This is a genomic window from Microbacterium wangyouchuni, from assembly GCF_054072595.1.
This window is the reverse complement of the sequence record NZ_JBSVRM010000004.1, coordinates 17,690-32,602: the sequence shown is the minus strand read 5'-3', so window position 1 is coordinate 32,602 and position 14,913 is coordinate 17,690. Positions and strand designations below refer to the sequence as shown.

The following is a 14,913-nucleotide window of genomic DNA, read 5'->3' as shown; positions in this document are numbered from 1 at the left end:
GTGGCTGGGTGAGTTCTTCCCGCAGCTTTCTCGGTCAGATTGCGGATCTGGCCCTCAAGTCACTGGCATCCGTTCTGTCCCGGTCCTCGAAGCGAGGATCGGGACAGAGCCGTGGATCGACCGCAAGCCCGACGCCGCCGTCGTCGCGGTCCGAGTATGGGCGCGAACACGGTACGGAGACGATCCGGATCGATCCGGAGAGCGCCCCGCACCTGCGAGTCGATTATTCTCCGAAGCGCGACGGCGCACCGGACGCTGGCGAGGTGATCTGGACTTGGGTGCCGTATGAGGAAAACGACGGGCGTGGAAAGGACCGTCCGGTTCTCGTGATCGGCCGAGTCTCACCTGATCGCGTCTACGCCGTGCGGATGACGAGCAAGGCGCACGAGCGCGATCGTGACTATCTGTCGATCGGAAGCGGAGGCTGGGACTCGCAGGGTCGTGAGTCCTGGGTCGATATCGAGCAGCTGTACAGCGTGCACGAGGACGGAATGCGGCGTGAAGCCGCCGTTCTCGATCGAAGAAGGTACGACAGAGTGGCGGCGGCGCTGATCGCGCGTTACGGCTGGGCCCACGGCCGTTGAGCGATCCCCACGTGCCTCACACGCGCTGAATGGGGAGCGCCCGGGAAAGCTCAGGGAAGGCTTGCAGCACCATGTCGACCAGGAGACTCAGCGGCCGAGTCAGCGGGTCGGTTGCCGGCACTGCGAGGTCCAGTTCGATCTCATCGATCGCCGCGGTGATCTGGGCGTCGGTGAGATTCTCGTGGTTGACGGTTACGCCGATCACCCGGGTGTCAGCGAACGCTTCGATGAGGGCGACTTCGCTGGCGATATCGGGCATGGGCATCATCGGGAAGTCGCCGAGCACCTGCCGGCCCGGCGCATGCTGAACGATCACCCCTGCAGGGCGGCTACCACGCAGGATGTGCGCTGAGGTCAGGTAGGCGGGGTGGCTGAGGGCGCCCTGGCCCTCCACGATGATGATGTCGGGATCTTCGCCCTCGAAGGCGCGGACGACCTGGTTCTCGACCTCCCCGGAGCAGAACTGCGGGACGAGAGCGTCGAGTGCGACACCGTAACGGCCGCCCTGGATGATCGTGGTCTGACCGGTGCCGACCATGACCGCGCGGATGCCGTGGTCCTGAAGTGCCTTGACGAGCAGGGTCGCTGTCGTGCGTTTTCCGATGGCGCCATCGGTGCCGAGGATGGCGATCCGTGGGCAGGTGACGTCGAAGATGCGCCCGGAGAACAGGTGCAGGTCCTTCTTGTCCTTCGGGCGGCGCACGTCAGTGATGGTGACGCCGGACACGAGCGCAGCCGCGACGAACTCAGCATCGTCGTTGAGGAACTCGTGAAGTCCGTTGATGATGTGCATGCCGTGGGCGATGCCATCCAAGAGCACCACGCGCTGGGCGGGGGAGAGGAGCCCGTTGGCGGGTGCGACTCCGCAGATCAGGTAGTCCGGAGTGTGACCGGCGTGTGCCATGGCCTCCGGAAGGCTGGACAGGATCGGGATTCCGTTGGCTGTGCCATCGAGGTAGGCGCCGGAATCTGCTCCCGCATGGCGACTATCGATCACACTGAGGATCTCGTACTTCTCGGAGTGGCGGACGAGACCGTTGGCCGTCTTACCGTCCTGCTCGCCGAATTGACCCTCGCAGTAAACGATCGCGGACGAACCGACCGGAAGTGTTGGGACGGCACCTGACGTGCGATCTGCTTGTGTATCGACGGAATGGCTAAACGGGTACACGAAAATCGGGTCTCCTTGGGCTCATCCAGAGGAGGCGACGGAGAACGAAATGGCTGACTGCGGCCCGTTGGTCGACAAGAAGTCTTCCCTGATGTCGGCAAGATGCCGACGCTTGTCACCGTAGCAGTGAAATCTGCAGGTCAGCCGGGGAACGTGATACCTGTCTCGTGGAGACGCTCGAAGGCGTCGAGGAGTAAGTCGAGGGCGAACTCAAACTCGAAGTCTTCGTCGCACCCCGGGCCGTCGAGATCGCCGCCTGAGGTGGCGAGAGCAATCGCGAGGATGTTCGGGTAGGCGCGGCCAACGTGCTGCACGAGTGCCGCGCGCTCTTCCGGGTCGTCGGGTAGGGGGAACGCATTCGGGTCTTCGAAGGCTTCGGGGCTGAAACCCCAGATGCGGTGGCCGAGTGCGTGCATGACGTGGTGGGTGAGGTTGGGTGAGAAGCCGCCGCGTATGAAACTGCCGGAGAGCGAGTCCATGTAGGCGAGTACCGCGTGCGTCCGCTTGGTTCGGGTCTCGAAGACGCGTCTGGCCCACGGGTGGCGTAGCAAGACTGTGCGCGCGGAAAGTATGCGGCGGCGTACCTCCTGCTTCCAGCCGCCGCCTGGTGTGGGCGTTTCGTACTCGGCTATGAGCACATCGATCATGCCGCTGAGTAGGTCTTCCTTGCTCGAGACATGCTTGTACAGGGCCATCGGTACGACGCCGAATCGGGCAGCGAGGCCGCGCATGCTCACGGCATCGATGCCCTCAGCATCGGCGAGGGTCACCGCTTCGCGAAGCGTGCGATCTCGGGTAACCGCTTCGCGCTGCATTGACATGGTGTACAGGGTACACCTATGCTCATTCGCGAGCGAGGTGTACGCCGTACACTCGCCGCGATTCGAGAGGAACCCATGTCTAACTCACGGCGCGTTGCCCTGACTGCCGGCACCCTGTATCTGCTCACGGTCGTCGTCTCAATTCCTGCGCTCGCGCTGAAGGAACCCACGCTCACCGATCCAGGCGTCCTTGCCGCCGTTGGCGGTGAAATTGCGATGCTGTGGTCGGTGCTGCTCGAGATCGTGCTCGTCGTAGCCTGCATTGGCACGGCGGTCGTGCTCTACCCGTTCATCCGTCGGTACGGTGAAGCGGCGTCGCTGGGCTTCGTCGCCGCGCGCATTACCGAGGGCGTGATCATCCTCATCGGCATAATCGGGATGCTTTCACTCATCACAATCCATCGAATTACGCCAGATTCGAGCGCGCTGGGCATCGTGGATGCCGCGCTCGTCTCCGTTCACGACTGGTCGTTCCTCCTGGGGCCGGGTCTTATCCCTGCAGCCAACGCCCTTCTGCTCGGCAGTGTGCTCTATCGGTCGCGCCTCGTGCCGCGCCTTCTGCCGGTTATCGGGTTTATTGGCGCTGGGCTACTCACCGCATCTTTTCTCGGAACAGTGTTCGGAGTTTTCGACCAAGTCTCGCTCTTCGCTGGTCTTGCGGCACTCCCGATCGCGGCCTGGGAGATCGGACTTGGCTTGTGGCTCGTGTTCAAGGGGTTCCGGACTCCGGTGAGGGTGACAGACGGTCCCAATGCTCCCCGTCCCCGCGTCGAACAAGGAGGCGGCCTTTGACCCGCAGGTCAATGCCGCGGCGCTGGGCGACGAGCCCTGACCGCGTGCGCGAAGACATGCGGGGATCGTGCGCGCGCACACGGGCAATTGCTTGCCAGTAGCCAGGGTTTCGGCCCTGACGAGGTTTCTTATGTGGTGGGCGATACCGGACTCGAACCGATGACCTCTTCCGTGTGAAAGAGCGAAGAGCCATCCCTTCGAGTCCCAGTGAGGCCCCTTCCGGCCCGGATAATCAAGGGTCGGGAGGGGACTCCTCCTGTTTCGTGACGGCCGTTCCCGTCCGCTCCCAGCGAGTCTGTCCACACCGCGTCCACACGGTCCGCCATTATGGGATGGTGACGAATGGCACCCCACCCCCTGACCCGAAGCGGCGTTCAGTTCCGCCGATCGGTGGCTGGTTGGTTGCGGGTGCGTTTCTGTTGACCGTTGCGCTGGCGTTCGTCCCGCCCGGCGAGAAGTGGTCGGTCGCAGTCCAGGTGCTTCTCGTTCTCGTTGCCGGAGGGCTTCAGTTCGGCGGCGCGTTCATGTTCGACAAGGCGGGGCGTGCCGATCCGTCCCTGGTGAAAGCGGCAGTCGGCCGTCTTGTACTTCTCACTTCGCAAGCAAAGAGGGCACGTGTGCGTGCCGAGAATGCCCTTGCTGGAGAATCCGGAGTGAAGTTGAAGAACTCAGTGGGGCAACTCAGCGTCGAGTTGTCCTTCTTAGAGGAAGGCATCACCGCTTCCGCGCAAGACTGGGGCCTCTTTCACCCCGACGCAATCGCCATGTTGGCTGAGGAAGATCAGAAGCAAGAAGAGGAGGAACCGTCGTGAGTCGAGTCGAGGGCAAAGTGGCGTCGATCCTGAACGAACGAGAAGTGGTTCTCACCGTTGGTGAGGAGCACGGCGTTCGGATTGGGATGCAGTTCAATATCTTGTACCCAGGCGGCATCTCGATCCCGGACCCAGACGACCCCGACACGATCATCGATTCCATCGAATGGCCGAAGACCACGGTCAAGGTCATTCAGGTCTATCCGCGAGTCGCGGTCGCCCGCACCTTCCGAACGATAACGACGCCGTCAAAGGGGTACAACCTGGCCGCCGCCGCTCTCGGTTCGCTCAACTACACGCCGGAGAAGACGGAGGTGGAAACTCTTCGCACGGATGGTGCGTTCGCGGAGAAGGAAATCGATCCGTCCGAATCCATCGTGAAAGTCGGAGACCCAGCGGTCCAGGTATCGGCTCGTCCGCGTGCGGATGACGAGGACGATGAGTAAGCACCGGGACCACTGAGTGCCGAGCGTCAGGCGCTCAGGCTGACCTTCTGAATTGCGGCCGCGTGCGGGAACGCGAACGACACACGCATAGTCGCGCGGATCGCTGTGCGGTCGCTGGTGAAGTACGCGGAACGGTCCACGGCCAGGTCCACGTCGTTCCGGCGAACCAGGATCGCGCGCACCTTCGGGATGCCCCACACGGTGCCCTCCGCCACGGCCGAGGAGACGAACAACGGCACGCCCTGAAGGAGGCGCTTGGACGGCTGAGTGGGGTCCGCGGACAGGAGCGGGCGCTGGCTGGACGCGGACTCCTTCAGAGTCGCGAGGATCAGCGCGTCGGCGGGGTTGGCGACGAACGAATCCACGCCCAGGCCCAGACCCTCCGCGTTCGCCAGGGCCTCCGCGAACGGGTCGAGGTTCGCCCACGCGGCCCCGGCGTCCACGGCGGAGAACCCCACCAGGTCCTCCAGGCCCGCGGGCTGGACCGTGCTCCCGCCCTTCGAGCCGAAGAACGCCGCGTCGATCTTGCGGGCGATATCCCGCGAGAGGCCATCCCCGACGATGCCCGCGGCGGCCGGGCTGGTGTCGGCGGCAAGTTCGTTCGTGATGATCGTCAGGCCCGCGATCTTCGCCGGGGTCACGATCACGTCGTCCAGCGCCGGGTCCGACGCGGTGATTTCCGCACCCTCCGCGACCCACGCGGCCGAGGGGTCTGCGGTGACCAGCGGAATGTGCGTGCGGGTCGCGTTCGTCGGGATGACGGTGGCGACCTGAGCGGCGACCGACTGACGTTCCACGGGGAGCGTGATGAGGGTCGAGATGGCGTCCGGGCTGATGCCCTTCACGTCGTCAGTGGTGGTGAACAGAGTCACGAGAAAGCCCCTTCCAGAGCAGAGAGAAACGATGAGTTCTCATCTGCCCGCAAGGGGCGTCAGAACGTGCCGCAAGGGCACGCCACCAGTGTACGACCGTTCAGACGCATGTGCGACATTGATGGCCTTTCCGGCGCGTCAGAATCGAATCTAAGCGCGCAGCCCGGCAGGACGACCAATCACCCCGCCGGGCCATGAAACCCGCTCAGATCGGCGCACAGCATCGCCCAGCCCTATCGGAGTACGTCTGACCACGACACCGGCTGAGGAACACCGTTCGCGCCGCCGAACGAATCCGCCCCGGACGCACCCACCTGCTGGAACAGGTGCGGGCGTTCCTGCCTCAGCCCGTCCAGCGCCGCCGTCACCTTCTCCGGGTCCACCAGGCCCGCGTCGTCCAGCACAGACTCCAGCGGCACCAGGGTCGCCACGTCCTTCACCGCCGATTGCACCACCCGGCCATCCTTCGCCAGAGCCGCGAACCGCTCACCCTGCCACGTCGTCACGCGCGCCGCCGCCGTGTCCCGCTCCGTCTCGACCTCGCGGAGGCGCGACCGCACAGCCGCCTCCGCCTTCCGCTTGTCCCTGAGCATCTCCGCCAGCCGCTCCGAGGGGAGCGCCGCCAGGTCATCGTCCTTCATATCGTCAGTCATTGCTTGCTCCCTTCAGAGCATCGGTGTTCTCGACCACTTCAGGCCGAGAGATTGTGTTGTCCTGGAACAGCGCCAGAGAAAGCGCCGTCACCAGGTCGCCGTGACCCTCCCCGGCACGACGCTGAACGTCGAACGAATCCCGGCCGGACTCGCTGATCTTCTGCCGGAACGACACCAGTTCGCGCTCCAGCACCGGCCCGAGAGAGAGCCCATCAGCGACCCGCAGAGCGCCCTGCTGAAGCGGCACCTGAATTGCCGCGAGAAGATCCGACTTCGGGACATGCATGCCGTTCCGCTTCGACCCGGCCGTGATCGTCACACCCAGCGGATACGACGCGCCGAACTCCTCCGCCTGCCAGGCCTCCGTGAACATGTCGAACACCGCCCGGCCCACCCCCGTCCGGTCGATGAACAGGAGGGCATCCCGCATCGCCTCCGCACGCATCATCGTCGCCACATCGTTCACGATCACCGGATACGGGGTCCCCAGTTCCCAGCGCCGCAGATGCCGCACATGCCGCTCCTCCCGGACCGCCGGGCCCACCAGTTGCGGGGCACGCCAGAACGCGCCCACAGACACCAGCGGCGGCAACACCAGCACCCGCTCCACAACGACCAGGGCAGAGAAGTCCTGCCCCTGCCCGAGGTCCAAACCGACCGTGTACGAACTCACGGCAACTCCAATCGCTTCACCAGCGGCGAGAACGCCGCGCGCACCAATTCAGTGCCGAACAGTTGCGAATCCGTGTCCCCGAACTCGCATTCGTAATCAGACGCGAACGTGAACGACCCCAAAGCCGCCCGAACCTCCGCAATCCGCTCCGGCGTGTACTGCGCCGACTCATAAACCGTCACCTTGTGCCGCTCCCAGCCGTTCACCGCATCCCGATGCAGAGCGTGGAACCAGCCCCGGCGACCCCACGGCGTAGACAGAGCCCAGATCGCCCCATCACTCGCCACCATCGGCAGGACCGACGCAAAAATGTCATCCTCCACACGGGACGCCTCATCCAGCACGATCAACCGTGCCCCCGAGAAGCCACGCGACGTGCCCTCCGTGCCAGGCAGAGACACGATCCGCGACCCGTTCTCCAGGACCAACTCCGACCCCGAATCCCGCGACGGCTTCGCCCGCCCCAGCCCCCGATACAGGGCCTTCACCCGCAACAGCATCTCGTCCGACTGACGCTGAGACGGCGAGATGATCAGCACCAGCGAACTCGGCTCGAAGATCGCCACATGCAGGGCCTTCATGCTCGTCGTCTGCGTCTTGCCCACCTGCCGGGCACACAGCACCAGCGTCCGGCTCGCCGTCGATTGCAGGAGCCGCCTCTGCCACGCTTCAGCCTCAAAGCCCATCCGCCGGGCGAACACCGACGCATCCAGCGCGGCCGCGAGGTCCAACCCCAACTCATTCATGGCCCACCTCCAGAGCCAACGCCACAGCCCGCCCCGCCTCCGGGAAGGGGCGGAGCGCGGTGAGCACGACACCGCGGAGCGCGTCCCACTCCGGGGATGCCGTGACGTTCAGCACCTGCACGGTCGGCCGGTCGTCCAGTTCCCCGTTCAACTTCGCCAGGAGTTCCACGATGCCCCGCAGTTCACGGATCGCCGCCAGCGACAGGGACGGCTTCCCATCGGCGTTCGCCGCCTCCAGCACCGCCGATGCCTTCTCATAGAGGGCTTCCATCCGGTCCAGCGCCGTCCGGGCTCCCTCCTTCTCACGCTCCAGCGCGAGGGCCTGAAGAGCGGGGGACAGGTGGCTGATCCGATGACGGCGCACAGAGTCCTTCGAGATGCCGAACTGCTTGCCCACCTTCGGGTCCGACAAACCCGAGACGATAGCCGCATCCACGTCCGGCCGTTCGGTGTGATCGCACACCCGGCACGCGCCAGCCATCACTCACGCTCCAGGGCGGCCAGGTCAGCGGCCAGCGCGCGGGCATACTGCCGGTATGCGCGGGCCTCATCGTTCGCGGCTCGGGTGTAGTCGCGGACGGCCGCGCCGACGACGGGCAGGTGACGCTCCAGGATGCGGATGACGGGCCAAGCGTGCCGTCCCACGTTCTGACGTGCCCGGTCGGCCCGCATCGCTTCACGGCGGGCGGCCAGCACAGCATCTGATGGCGCGATACGCCGCGGGCCATGCGCGCCCGTGCCCTCTTCCTCCGTGGGGAAATCCTGGGCATCAGAGCCGCGAGATTCCGCGGTGTGTGGACGACGTGTGGACAGAGCCTCAACGCCAGCACCAGCCTCCGGCGCGGGCTCTGGAGGAGCGGCGCGGAACGAAGACGACGAAGCGATGGCTTCGATCTGTGCGGCATTGGCCTGGATTTCGCGCCGGAGGTTGTTGCGCTGGCCGTAGTGGGTGGGGAGTTTCCCGGTGTCGATGATGTGGTCGAGCCATGCGTGATCGCTCACGGTGCTCTCCTTCCTGTTGCTTCGGACGGTGTTTCGGACAGTCGCACGGTGCGTCCTATCTGTCCGGTGTGTCCGGTTGGTGGTCGGTATCGGAGAGAGAGGACACATTTTGCTCTCGCGCGAGGGTGTGGAATCCGGACAGTTCGGACACTTCGGACGCGGCGTGTGTGGTGTCCGGTTGCCATCCGAGGGGTGCGAACCGGCCGCGTTCGGCGCGTTGAATGCGGCCGGAGTCGGTGAGGCGGCGGAGGTAGCGGGACACCTTCTCTTCGGGCTCGCCTATGTCGGTGGCGACTTCGCGCGCGTTGACGGGTTCGCCCGCGTGGGCGACGGCGGCGATGATCTGCGAGGACACGTCTCCGAGGGTGGTGGTGTCGCGGTTGAGGAGGTCCTGGCCCGTGAGGGACGTTTCTCCGAGGAGTTGTGCCTTGCCGACTGCGGCTGTCGAGCCGTCTGGGAGGGGAACGGCGGCGGATTCGACCCGGAATGCGAGGGACGGTTTCCGGGCGCTGTAGTTGCTTTTCTCTACGGTCAGGATGCGGTCGTCTGTCTCTTCATCGACGGCGAGGACCAGGAGGGAGCGGGCGATGTCTCGGAACGCATGGGACCCGGACACCTTCTCTCCGGCGCGGCCTCCGCCCTTGTTGAAGTGCGCCACGCAGACGATGGCGATGCCGAGGTCCGCGGCCATCGACGCGAGGGGGTCGAGGTTCCGGCGCACGTCCTCCAGTCGGTGGGAATCGCCGGACATGAGGCTGATGATGGGGTCCACGATGAGGACGCGCACGCCGAGTTCCTGGATGGTCTGCCGGATGCGTGGGAGGTCGTCCGCGAGAGTCGCGCTGGACACCCACGTTTCGCCGTCCTCTTCGGTGACACGCACGCCGTCGATGGCATGGACGTGGCGGAGGTCGGCACCGGCCGCGATGAGGCGCGGCACGAGGACGCGGGCGAGGTCGTCCTCTCCGTTGATGATCGCGACGGGCGACGGGCCGATGAAGTCACCGACCGCGCGGCCGTGAGTCCACCGTGCGATGTAGTGAGCGAGAATCGTGGACTTCGCGATCCCAGCCGCTCCGGCGAGGATCGTGATGGTGTGCGTGGGAATCTGATCCTGCACAGCCCAGGTGACGGGTTCCGGGCGGATTGTCGCCAGCGGGGTCACGAGTAGTTCCCGGCTCATGCGTTGCCTCCGAGGGCGGCGCGCCATGCGGCGACCGTGTGGGCGTCGGGGCCGGTGATCTGCACGGTTGCCTCCGAGGGGATGAGTTCCGACAGGTCGGCGGGGACGCTGTTGCGGGCCACGCTGATCCTGATGGTGTCGCCGGGTGTGAAGCCGTTGAGCGCGTGCCGGATGGAACGGGCGGTGTCATAGGCCGTGCGTGACCGTGACAGGTTGATGGCGATGCATCCGAGGACCCTCATTCGTGGGCCTCCTGTCCGGCGAACTCGCGCAGGTGCGCGTCCATACGGTCGATGAGTGCGAGGCAGAGCGCGAACGGGCCGGGCTCCGGTGTCTCGACGGTGGGGGCGGTCATTCGCTGACCTCCACTCCGAAGAGCGCGAGGAGACGCGCGGAAGGGATGAGGACGCGCCCGCCGATGCGGACGGATGGGAGGTCGCCGCGGGCGATGGCCTCATAGGCGCTGTTGCGCCCGATACGGAGGACGTGTGCGGCCTCTTCGACGGTGAGAGTCACCGGGAGTGGGTCGGGCAGGTCGAGACGGACAGAGGGTGTCGAAAGCATGGAGGGCTCCAGGCGGCTCGCAGATGAACGATTGCGGCCCGTGCGCGGCTCCACCGCGGGACGGTGCTGGGCGGTCGGCTCCTGGCCGGGTGATCGCCCCCGTTCAGCGCCCATACCCTCCAGGCGGATGCGCTGTCGAGAAGGACGCTAGCACATGAATCGTGAACCATCGTGCTAAATTGGACGCCAACGACACTGATTCACGATTTGGAGTTACAACATGACACCGACCGGTCGCACCGTGCGCGAGGTCATCGGGAGCAACGTCCGAACGCTCCGGGAGAGCAAGGAGTGGACGCAGGCTCACCTGGGCGAGCGTCTGGAGCAAATCGACCAGCGACCCGGTAAGACATGGCCGGTGAGCCGCGTCAGCGAAGCGGAGCGCGGTGCGCGTGCGTTCAGCGCGGAGGAGGTTCTGCTGTTCGCCCGCGCCCTCCGTCAGCCCATGTCGCGGCTTTGGCTTATCCCCGTGGACGTGGAGACGATCCGTCTGGAGAGCGGCGAGGAGGTCGCGCGGCGGGAGATTCAGGACGTGTCCTTGCACCCGGATGTGCCAGAGGAGTACCTGCGCGAGGTCGGCGTGGCGACGATGCAGTGGCGTGATCACGCCGCCGACCTGGAGCACGGGCTGGATCGGCTCCTGGAGACGGTACTGAAGATCGTGGATGAGGTCCACCAGCAGAGGGCCGCGGTAAAGCGGCTGAAGCACGACGCCTTCGACATTCACAGCCTGACCGCGACGGCGCGGCGGGACATTCTCCGCCACAAGCGCGGCAACGCTCCCGAGGTCAGCACGATCTGACCGGGAGCCCATCGACCACCCGGCCAGTTGCCGGGGGAGAAAGGGAAGAACCCCATGAAAGGAACGACGGCGCACTATCAGCGCCGCTGTGGATGCCGCGAAGACGGCAAGCAACTGGGGGCGAAGTGCCCGAAGTTGAGCAATCCGCGGCACGGCACCTGGGCGGTGTTCGTGAACCAGCCCGCCACGCACAACCAGGAGCGCCAGCGCATCCGGAAGGGTGGCTTCGCGTCGAAGGGTGCCGCGGAGGAGTGGGCCAAGCCCTACCTGCGCGCATCACTCGACGGCCAGCGGCTCACCCCAACGCGGGAGACGCTGACGACCTACTTGCCGACGTGGCTGAAGCGGCGGGAGACGATGGGCCGCACGTTGAAGCCCAGCACTCTCGCGGTCTACGAGTTGTATGTGGGCGTGATCCTGGGCCACCGAGTCGCATCCATCCCACTCACCGAACTCCGCCGCGCCGACGTGCAGGGCTTCGTGGACGACATGGCGAAGTCTCGCGGGGCTCAGTCGGTCGCCAAGATGATCACCGTTCTGAAGTCGGCCCTGTCCGCCGCTGAGCGCGCGGAAACGATCATCGCGAACCCTGCCCGGTTGGTCGAGTTGCCGACCGTCCAGGCGAAGGATAAGACGCTGTGGACCCCCGAGCAGGTGTCAGCGTTCCTTACCGCGGCGGCGGAGTCGAGCATGCTCCGCTTCTACGAACTCGCGCTGTACACCGGCCTGAGGCGCGGCGAACTCGCGGGGCTCCGCTGGTCGGACGTGGACATGGCTGGGAAGGTGCTCCGCGTGAACACCAATCGGGTCCAGGTCGCGCGCCGCGGGGGAGACTATGGGGCGAACGTCTCCGAGGGCACCGCGAAGAGCCGGGCCGGGCAGGGACGGGAGGTCGGCCTAGGACCGCGTGCGCTCCGTGCGCTCCGTGGTCAGCGTCTCACACAGAACGCGGCACGGGTTGCCGCGGGTGAAGTGTGGGAGGAGTCCGGCCGGGTGTTCACCACCACGGACGGGTCACCGATCATGCCGGAGTATCCATCCAAGGCTCTGGGCGCGATTGCGAAGCGTGCCGGACTCGCCCCGATGCGCCTCCACGGGTTCCGTCACCTGCACGCGACTCACCTTCGCGAGACGGGGGCTGACGGCTTCCTGATCGCTACCCGATTGGGCCACGCACAGGCCCACGTCACCGCCATCTACGCGCACGTTTCGTTGGGCGCCCAGACTGAGGCGGCGGCACGTGCCGAGCGCATCGTGCCGGACACGCTGTCCACACAACCAGCGATTCTGTCCACACAGCGCCGTCCTGAGCGCACGAAAAAGCCCCGTTCACTCGCGGCTTCCGCGTGATTCCGGGGCTAAATCTGGTGGGCGATACCGGACTCGAACCGATGACCTCTTCCGTGTGAATGACGAGCGCTGCATGATGCTGCGTAACGTCGAGTGCTGGGGCGTTCTGGCTAGTTGATGTCCCAGCACTCGCGCATGCCACGCCATGACGTCCCGTGATCTTCAATACCGAGCAGTGTGCACAACAGATTGCACAACGGGGCGGCGTTGCATGACCTACCGTTGCTGGCCTGTAGACGGTCGGTGCATCCTGAGATCAGGAGAGAGGATGATGCATGCTCACATTCGACGAAGCGCGGCAGATCGCAGCCGAGCACTACGGTGAGTCGTTCGCCCGCGACGGGTGGCAAGATGACCGCGCGTGTCTCGTGACGCCGCAGCGCGTCGCTGACGACGAGGCTCGCGGACTGGTCATCATCGGTGGCTGCTGGATCGTCGTCGATCGCGAGACGGGCACCGTCGATGAGTGGCCGCATCTCTACTACCTCGACCGCGTGGGGGAGATGTGCGCCGTGCACCTGACCGACTGATCTCTATCAGTGTCGGTGCGGCAGGGCATCATGAGAACGTGAGCACACCTGAAATTGATCGCCGACGACTCGGCAAGTTCCTCGGCCGGGCCGAGCCGATCCTCGCGAACGACGCCGTCGCACAGATGGGCGAAGATGCTCTACAGATGACGGTGACAACGACGCTCAATCGTGCGACGGGCGAGCAGACGATGTCCCTCACAATTCCCCGTGTCTCAGAGGCTGATCTCTGGGCATGCATCACTCGCTGCCGCGTGTTCTTCGTCACGAGCGAGGACTGCTATCTCCCGAACATCGCGCGGGCGATCTATAACCTGGCGCCGAAGAACAAGCGCACCCATCTTCAGCAACTCGTCGACCACGTCAACGCCCTGATCGTCGATGGCAATCTCGTCGGTGCGCTCATGCACTCGGGACGTCTCGAAAAGGACAACGGCGTCGGCCCCGGCAAACTTCTCGGCTCGGATCAGGTTTGCATGGACTACGTCTACGGTGTGGTGCTGCACGAAGACGAGGGGCGGCGTGCCCGCCTCAACAATGTCAAGAACGTCGAGAGCGTCGAGCATGCCGTGCTCATGCAAATGGCGAACCTGCTGCGACTTGTGACGCTCGTACGCGATCAGATACTGCTCGGGCAGGCGAACGGCTGGCTACCGATCGTTGAGGACACGCTGCGCCTGAGCCGTCGCTGGTCGCAGGACGAGAGCAAGCAGAACGCCGAGTAGCCGAGACGCGAACTTCGTTCGTGTGACGGTAACAATGTCGGTTGCTGCCGGTAGCGTCTCGCGTATGGAGTGGATCGCAACCGGCATAGCCATCGTCGCAGCGCTGATCGCTGGCTGGCAAGCGTGGGAGGCTCGGCGATCGCGTCTCGACGCCCGATCGTCGGCGAGCGAGGCTCAGGATCATGAGGCTCGCGCGGTCGCAGCATCTGAGCGCATCGCATCAGCAATCGAAGAGCAGAACGTTCGCGAGCGCGCAGCCGCCGAGCATGATCGTGCAGAGCGCGAGCGCTATCGGTGCCCGTGGACGATCGTTCCGCAGGCTGCGTCGAACAGACGCGCATGGAAGTTCGTTCTCGGTGGCGACGAGCCGGTGACCGGCGTCGCGCTCACGTTCGATCGCGATCACAAGGGCGATCGGCTGGACATGAATATTCCAGAGTCGAGCGCGATGCGGCCAGGGCAGTCGTTCCGGCTGGATTGGTGGCGTGGGTTGCAGTCGTCGCGGCAGATCGACGCAGTGCTGCACTGGACGCGTCCGAATGGTGAGCAGCAGAGCGCACCCGTGTCGCTCGACTGATCTCTACGCATCGCGGCGCGCACGTTCGCTCGGTTGCCGTCGCCCGTTGCTGAGGGTCGATCTCAGCGCCTCATAGCGCCAGACGCTGCATCTGCTCGTTCTGCGTGCTGTCACTCGCCCACGCGTCGCCAGGGCGCGCGCGTCAGCACGTCGGGCCGATCACGCGCCAACGCGCAGCAGCGCGGACGACGCAGGGGAATCGGCTACCGAGTTTTGAATATCTCGGCGGCTTGACGGGGTGTGCCTACGCCCCGCGACTCGTAGGCGTCAGCCAAGCGTGCTCTGCGGGCTGCACGCTCCCGGCGCGTGGTGACGCTAATTGGCGGCGGCGAGTGCAACGACGAGTGACAACGGCACGACCACGTGGCGCGCTTCACAACGGGTGAAGCGCGTACCTGTCTGATCTGCGGTTTCTCCGCCGATCGTGCACCAGAAGTGCACCTGCGCGGTCAATTGCGATTCCGACCCCGTCCGTCAGCCGAGAACGGGCAGATCGCAGGTTCGACACAACCAGCCCCGCTCGACTGGGGTGCACCGAGTCCCACAGATTGGACAGTCCGGATCTGTGGCGACGAACTCATCTTCTAGCGAATCGTGTGCCATGCGATGC

General features: G+C 65.3%; 20 protein-coding genes. 9 read left to right on the top strand and 11 right to left on the bottom strand.

The features are described 5' to 3' along the window. Window positions 1-8: 8 nt before the first annotated feature. Window positions 9-584: a type II toxin-antitoxin system PemK/MazF family toxin gene (locus ACW5CM_RS07470; RefSeq protein ID WP_438254465.1), complete on the top strand. Its 576-nt coding sequence runs from the start codon at window positions 9-11 to the stop codon at window positions 582-584. Window positions 585-600: 16 nt separating this feature from the next. On the opposite strand, the gene ACW5CM_RS07465 is transcribed toward ACW5CM_RS07470, so the two are convergent. Continuing rightward, window positions 601-1,755: an N-acetyltransferase DgcN family protein gene (locus tag ACW5CM_RS07465; RefSeq protein WP_457124671.1), complete on the bottom strand. Its 1,155-nt coding sequence runs from the start codon at window positions 1,753-1,755 to the stop codon at window positions 601-603. 140 nt (window positions 1,756-1,895) lie between these two features. Continuing rightward, window positions 1,896-2,576 carry a TetR/AcrR family transcriptional regulator gene (locus tag ACW5CM_RS07460; RefSeq protein WP_439254552.1) on the bottom strand — a complete coding sequence of 227 codons (681 nt, stop codon included), beginning with the start codon at window positions 2,574-2,576 and terminating at the stop codon, window positions 1,896-1,898. 75 nt (window positions 2,577-2,651) lie between these two features. Between ACW5CM_RS07460 and ACW5CM_RS07455 the strand changes: the two genes are divergently transcribed. The 3 genes from ACW5CM_RS07455 (at window position 2,652) to ACW5CM_RS07445 (ending at window position 4,626) form a co-directional block, all read left to right on the top strand. Beyond that, entirely contained in the window at window positions 2,652-3,368 is a 717-nt protein-coding gene (locus tag ACW5CM_RS07455; RefSeq protein ID WP_457124670.1) for a DUF4386 domain-containing protein, read from the top strand. Window positions 3,369-3,703: 335 nt separating this feature from the next. Further along, window positions 3,704-4,180, top strand: coding sequence for a hypothetical protein (locus ACW5CM_RS07450; protein WP_457124669.1), 477 nt, complete (start codon window positions 3,704-3,706; stop codon window positions 4,178-4,180). Continuing rightward, on the top strand, window positions 4,177-4,626 hold the full coding sequence (locus ACW5CM_RS07445) for a hypothetical protein (protein WP_457124668.1): 450 nt from the start codon (window positions 4,177-4,179) through the stop codon (window positions 4,624-4,626). Before ACW5CM_RS07450 ends, ACW5CM_RS07445 begins: the two co-directional genes overlap by 4 nt. 26 nt (window positions 4,627-4,652) lie before the next feature. Here the strand turns inward: ACW5CM_RS07445 and ACW5CM_RS07440 are convergent, their stop codons facing one another. From ACW5CM_RS07440 to ACW5CM_RS07400, 9 genes are all read right to left on the bottom strand, one after another. Next, entirely contained in the window at window positions 4,653-5,498 is an 846-nt protein-coding gene (locus ACW5CM_RS07440; protein WP_457124667.1) for a phage major capsid protein, read from the bottom strand. Between the two features lie 233 nt (window positions 5,499-5,731). Beyond that, the gene (locus ACW5CM_RS07435; protein ID WP_457124666.1) at window positions 5,732-6,151 is read right to left on the bottom strand and encodes a hypothetical protein; all 420 of its coding nucleotides are present in this window, start codon (window positions 6,149-6,151) and stop codon (window positions 5,732-5,734) included. Next, complete coding sequence (locus tag ACW5CM_RS07430; protein WP_457124665.1) at window positions 6,144-6,824, bottom strand: hypothetical protein; 681 nt, start codon at window positions 6,822-6,824, stop codon at window positions 6,144-6,146. The genes ACW5CM_RS07435 and ACW5CM_RS07430 overlap by 8 nt, the downstream gene beginning before the upstream one ends. After that, window positions 6,821-7,555, bottom strand: coding sequence for a terminase large subunit domain-containing protein (locus tag ACW5CM_RS07425; protein WP_457124664.1), 735 nt, complete (start codon window positions 7,553-7,555; stop codon window positions 6,821-6,823). The genes ACW5CM_RS07430 and ACW5CM_RS07425 overlap by 4 nt, the downstream gene beginning before the upstream one ends. A 7-nt stretch (window positions 7,556-7,562) precedes the next feature. Beyond that, window positions 7,563-7,982, bottom strand: coding sequence for a hypothetical protein (locus ACW5CM_RS07420; protein WP_457124663.1), 420 nt, complete (start codon window positions 7,980-7,982; stop codon window positions 7,563-7,565). A 68-nt stretch (window positions 7,983-8,050) separates the two neighbouring features. After that, window positions 8,051-8,572: a hypothetical protein gene (locus ACW5CM_RS07415; protein WP_457124662.1), complete on the bottom strand. Its 522-nt coding sequence runs from the start codon at window positions 8,570-8,572 to the stop codon at window positions 8,051-8,053. Window positions 8,573-8,627: 55 nt separating this feature from the next. After that, window positions 8,628-9,755: an AAA family ATPase gene (locus tag ACW5CM_RS07410; RefSeq protein WP_457124661.1), complete on the bottom strand. Its 1,128-nt coding sequence runs from the start codon at window positions 9,753-9,755 to the stop codon at window positions 8,628-8,630. Next, a complete protein-coding gene (locus ACW5CM_RS07405; protein ID WP_457124660.1) occupies window positions 9,752-9,997 on the bottom strand; it encodes a hypothetical protein in 246 nt (81 codons plus the stop codon). Before ACW5CM_RS07405 ends, ACW5CM_RS07410 begins: the two co-directional genes overlap by 4 nt. Before the next feature lie 109 nt (window positions 9,998-10,106). After that, entirely contained in the window at window positions 10,107-10,319 is a 213-nt protein-coding gene (locus tag ACW5CM_RS07400; RefSeq protein ID WP_457124659.1) for a helix-turn-helix domain-containing protein, read from the bottom strand. A gap of 220 nt (window positions 10,320-10,539) precedes the next feature. Between ACW5CM_RS07400 and ACW5CM_RS07395 the strand changes: the two genes are divergently transcribed. From ACW5CM_RS07395 to ACW5CM_RS07375, 5 genes are all read left to right on the top strand, one after another. Then, the gene (locus tag ACW5CM_RS07395) at window positions 10,540-11,121 is read left to right on the top strand and encodes a helix-turn-helix domain-containing protein (RefSeq protein ID WP_457124658.1); all 582 of its coding nucleotides are present in this window, start codon (window positions 10,540-10,542) and stop codon (window positions 11,119-11,121) included. Between the two features lie 54 nt (window positions 11,122-11,175). Then, window positions 11,176-12,471, top strand: a complete 1,296-nt coding sequence (locus tag ACW5CM_RS07390) for a site-specific integrase (protein ID WP_457124657.1) — start codon at window positions 11,176-11,178, stop codon at window positions 12,469-12,471. A gap of 275 nt (window positions 12,472-12,746) precedes the next feature. Continuing rightward, entirely contained in the window at window positions 12,747-13,001 is a 255-nt protein-coding gene (locus ACW5CM_RS07385) for a hypothetical protein (RefSeq protein WP_457124656.1), read from the top strand. A gap of 38 nt (window positions 13,002-13,039) precedes the next feature. Further along, window positions 13,040-13,726 (top strand): hypothetical protein, encoded by a 687-nt coding sequence (locus ACW5CM_RS07380; protein WP_457124655.1) that lies wholly within the window; start codon window positions 13,040-13,042, stop codon window positions 13,724-13,726. Window positions 13,727-13,790: 64 nt separating this feature from the next. After that, complete coding sequence (locus tag ACW5CM_RS07375; RefSeq protein WP_457124654.1) at window positions 13,791-14,303, top strand: hypothetical protein; 513 nt, start codon at window positions 13,791-13,793, stop codon at window positions 14,301-14,303. Window positions 14,304-14,913: the final 610 nt, after the last annotated feature.

Coding starts and splice junctions, on each gene's coding strand:
- ACW5CM_RS07460 (WP_439254552.1), bottom strand. CDS start 2,576: ATGTCAATGCAGCGCGAAGCGGTTACCCGAGATCGCACGCTTCGCGAA.
- ACW5CM_RS07455 (WP_457124670.1), top strand. CDS start 2,652: ATGTCTAACTCACGGCGCGTTGCCCTGACTGCCGGCACCCTGTATCTG.
- ACW5CM_RS07435 (WP_457124666.1), bottom strand. CDS start 6,151: ATGACTGACGATATGAAGGACGATGACCTGGCGGCGCTCCCCTCGGAG.
- ACW5CM_RS07410 (WP_457124661.1), bottom strand. CDS start 9,755: ATGAGCCGGGAACTACTCGTGACCCCGCTGGCGACAATCCGCCCGGAA.
- ACW5CM_RS07405 (WP_457124660.1), bottom strand. CDS start 9,997: ATGAGGGTCCTCGGATGCATCGCCATCAACCTGTCACGGTCACGCACG.
- ACW5CM_RS07400 (WP_457124659.1), bottom strand. CDS start 10,319: ATGCTTTCGACACCCTCTGTCCGTCTCGACCTGCCCGACCCACTCCCG.
- ACW5CM_RS07395 (WP_457124658.1), top strand. CDS start 10,540: ATGACACCGACCGGTCGCACCGTGCGCGAGGTCATCGGGAGCAACGTC.
- ACW5CM_RS07390 (WP_457124657.1), top strand. CDS start 11,176: ATGAAAGGAACGACGGCGCACTATCAGCGCCGCTGTGGATGCCGCGAA.
- ACW5CM_RS07385 (WP_457124656.1), top strand. CDS start 12,747: ATGCTCACATTCGACGAAGCGCGGCAGATCGCAGCCGAGCACTACGGT.
- ACW5CM_RS07375 (WP_457124654.1), top strand. CDS start 13,791: ATGGAGTGGATCGCAACCGGCATAGCCATCGTCGCAGCGCTGATCGCT.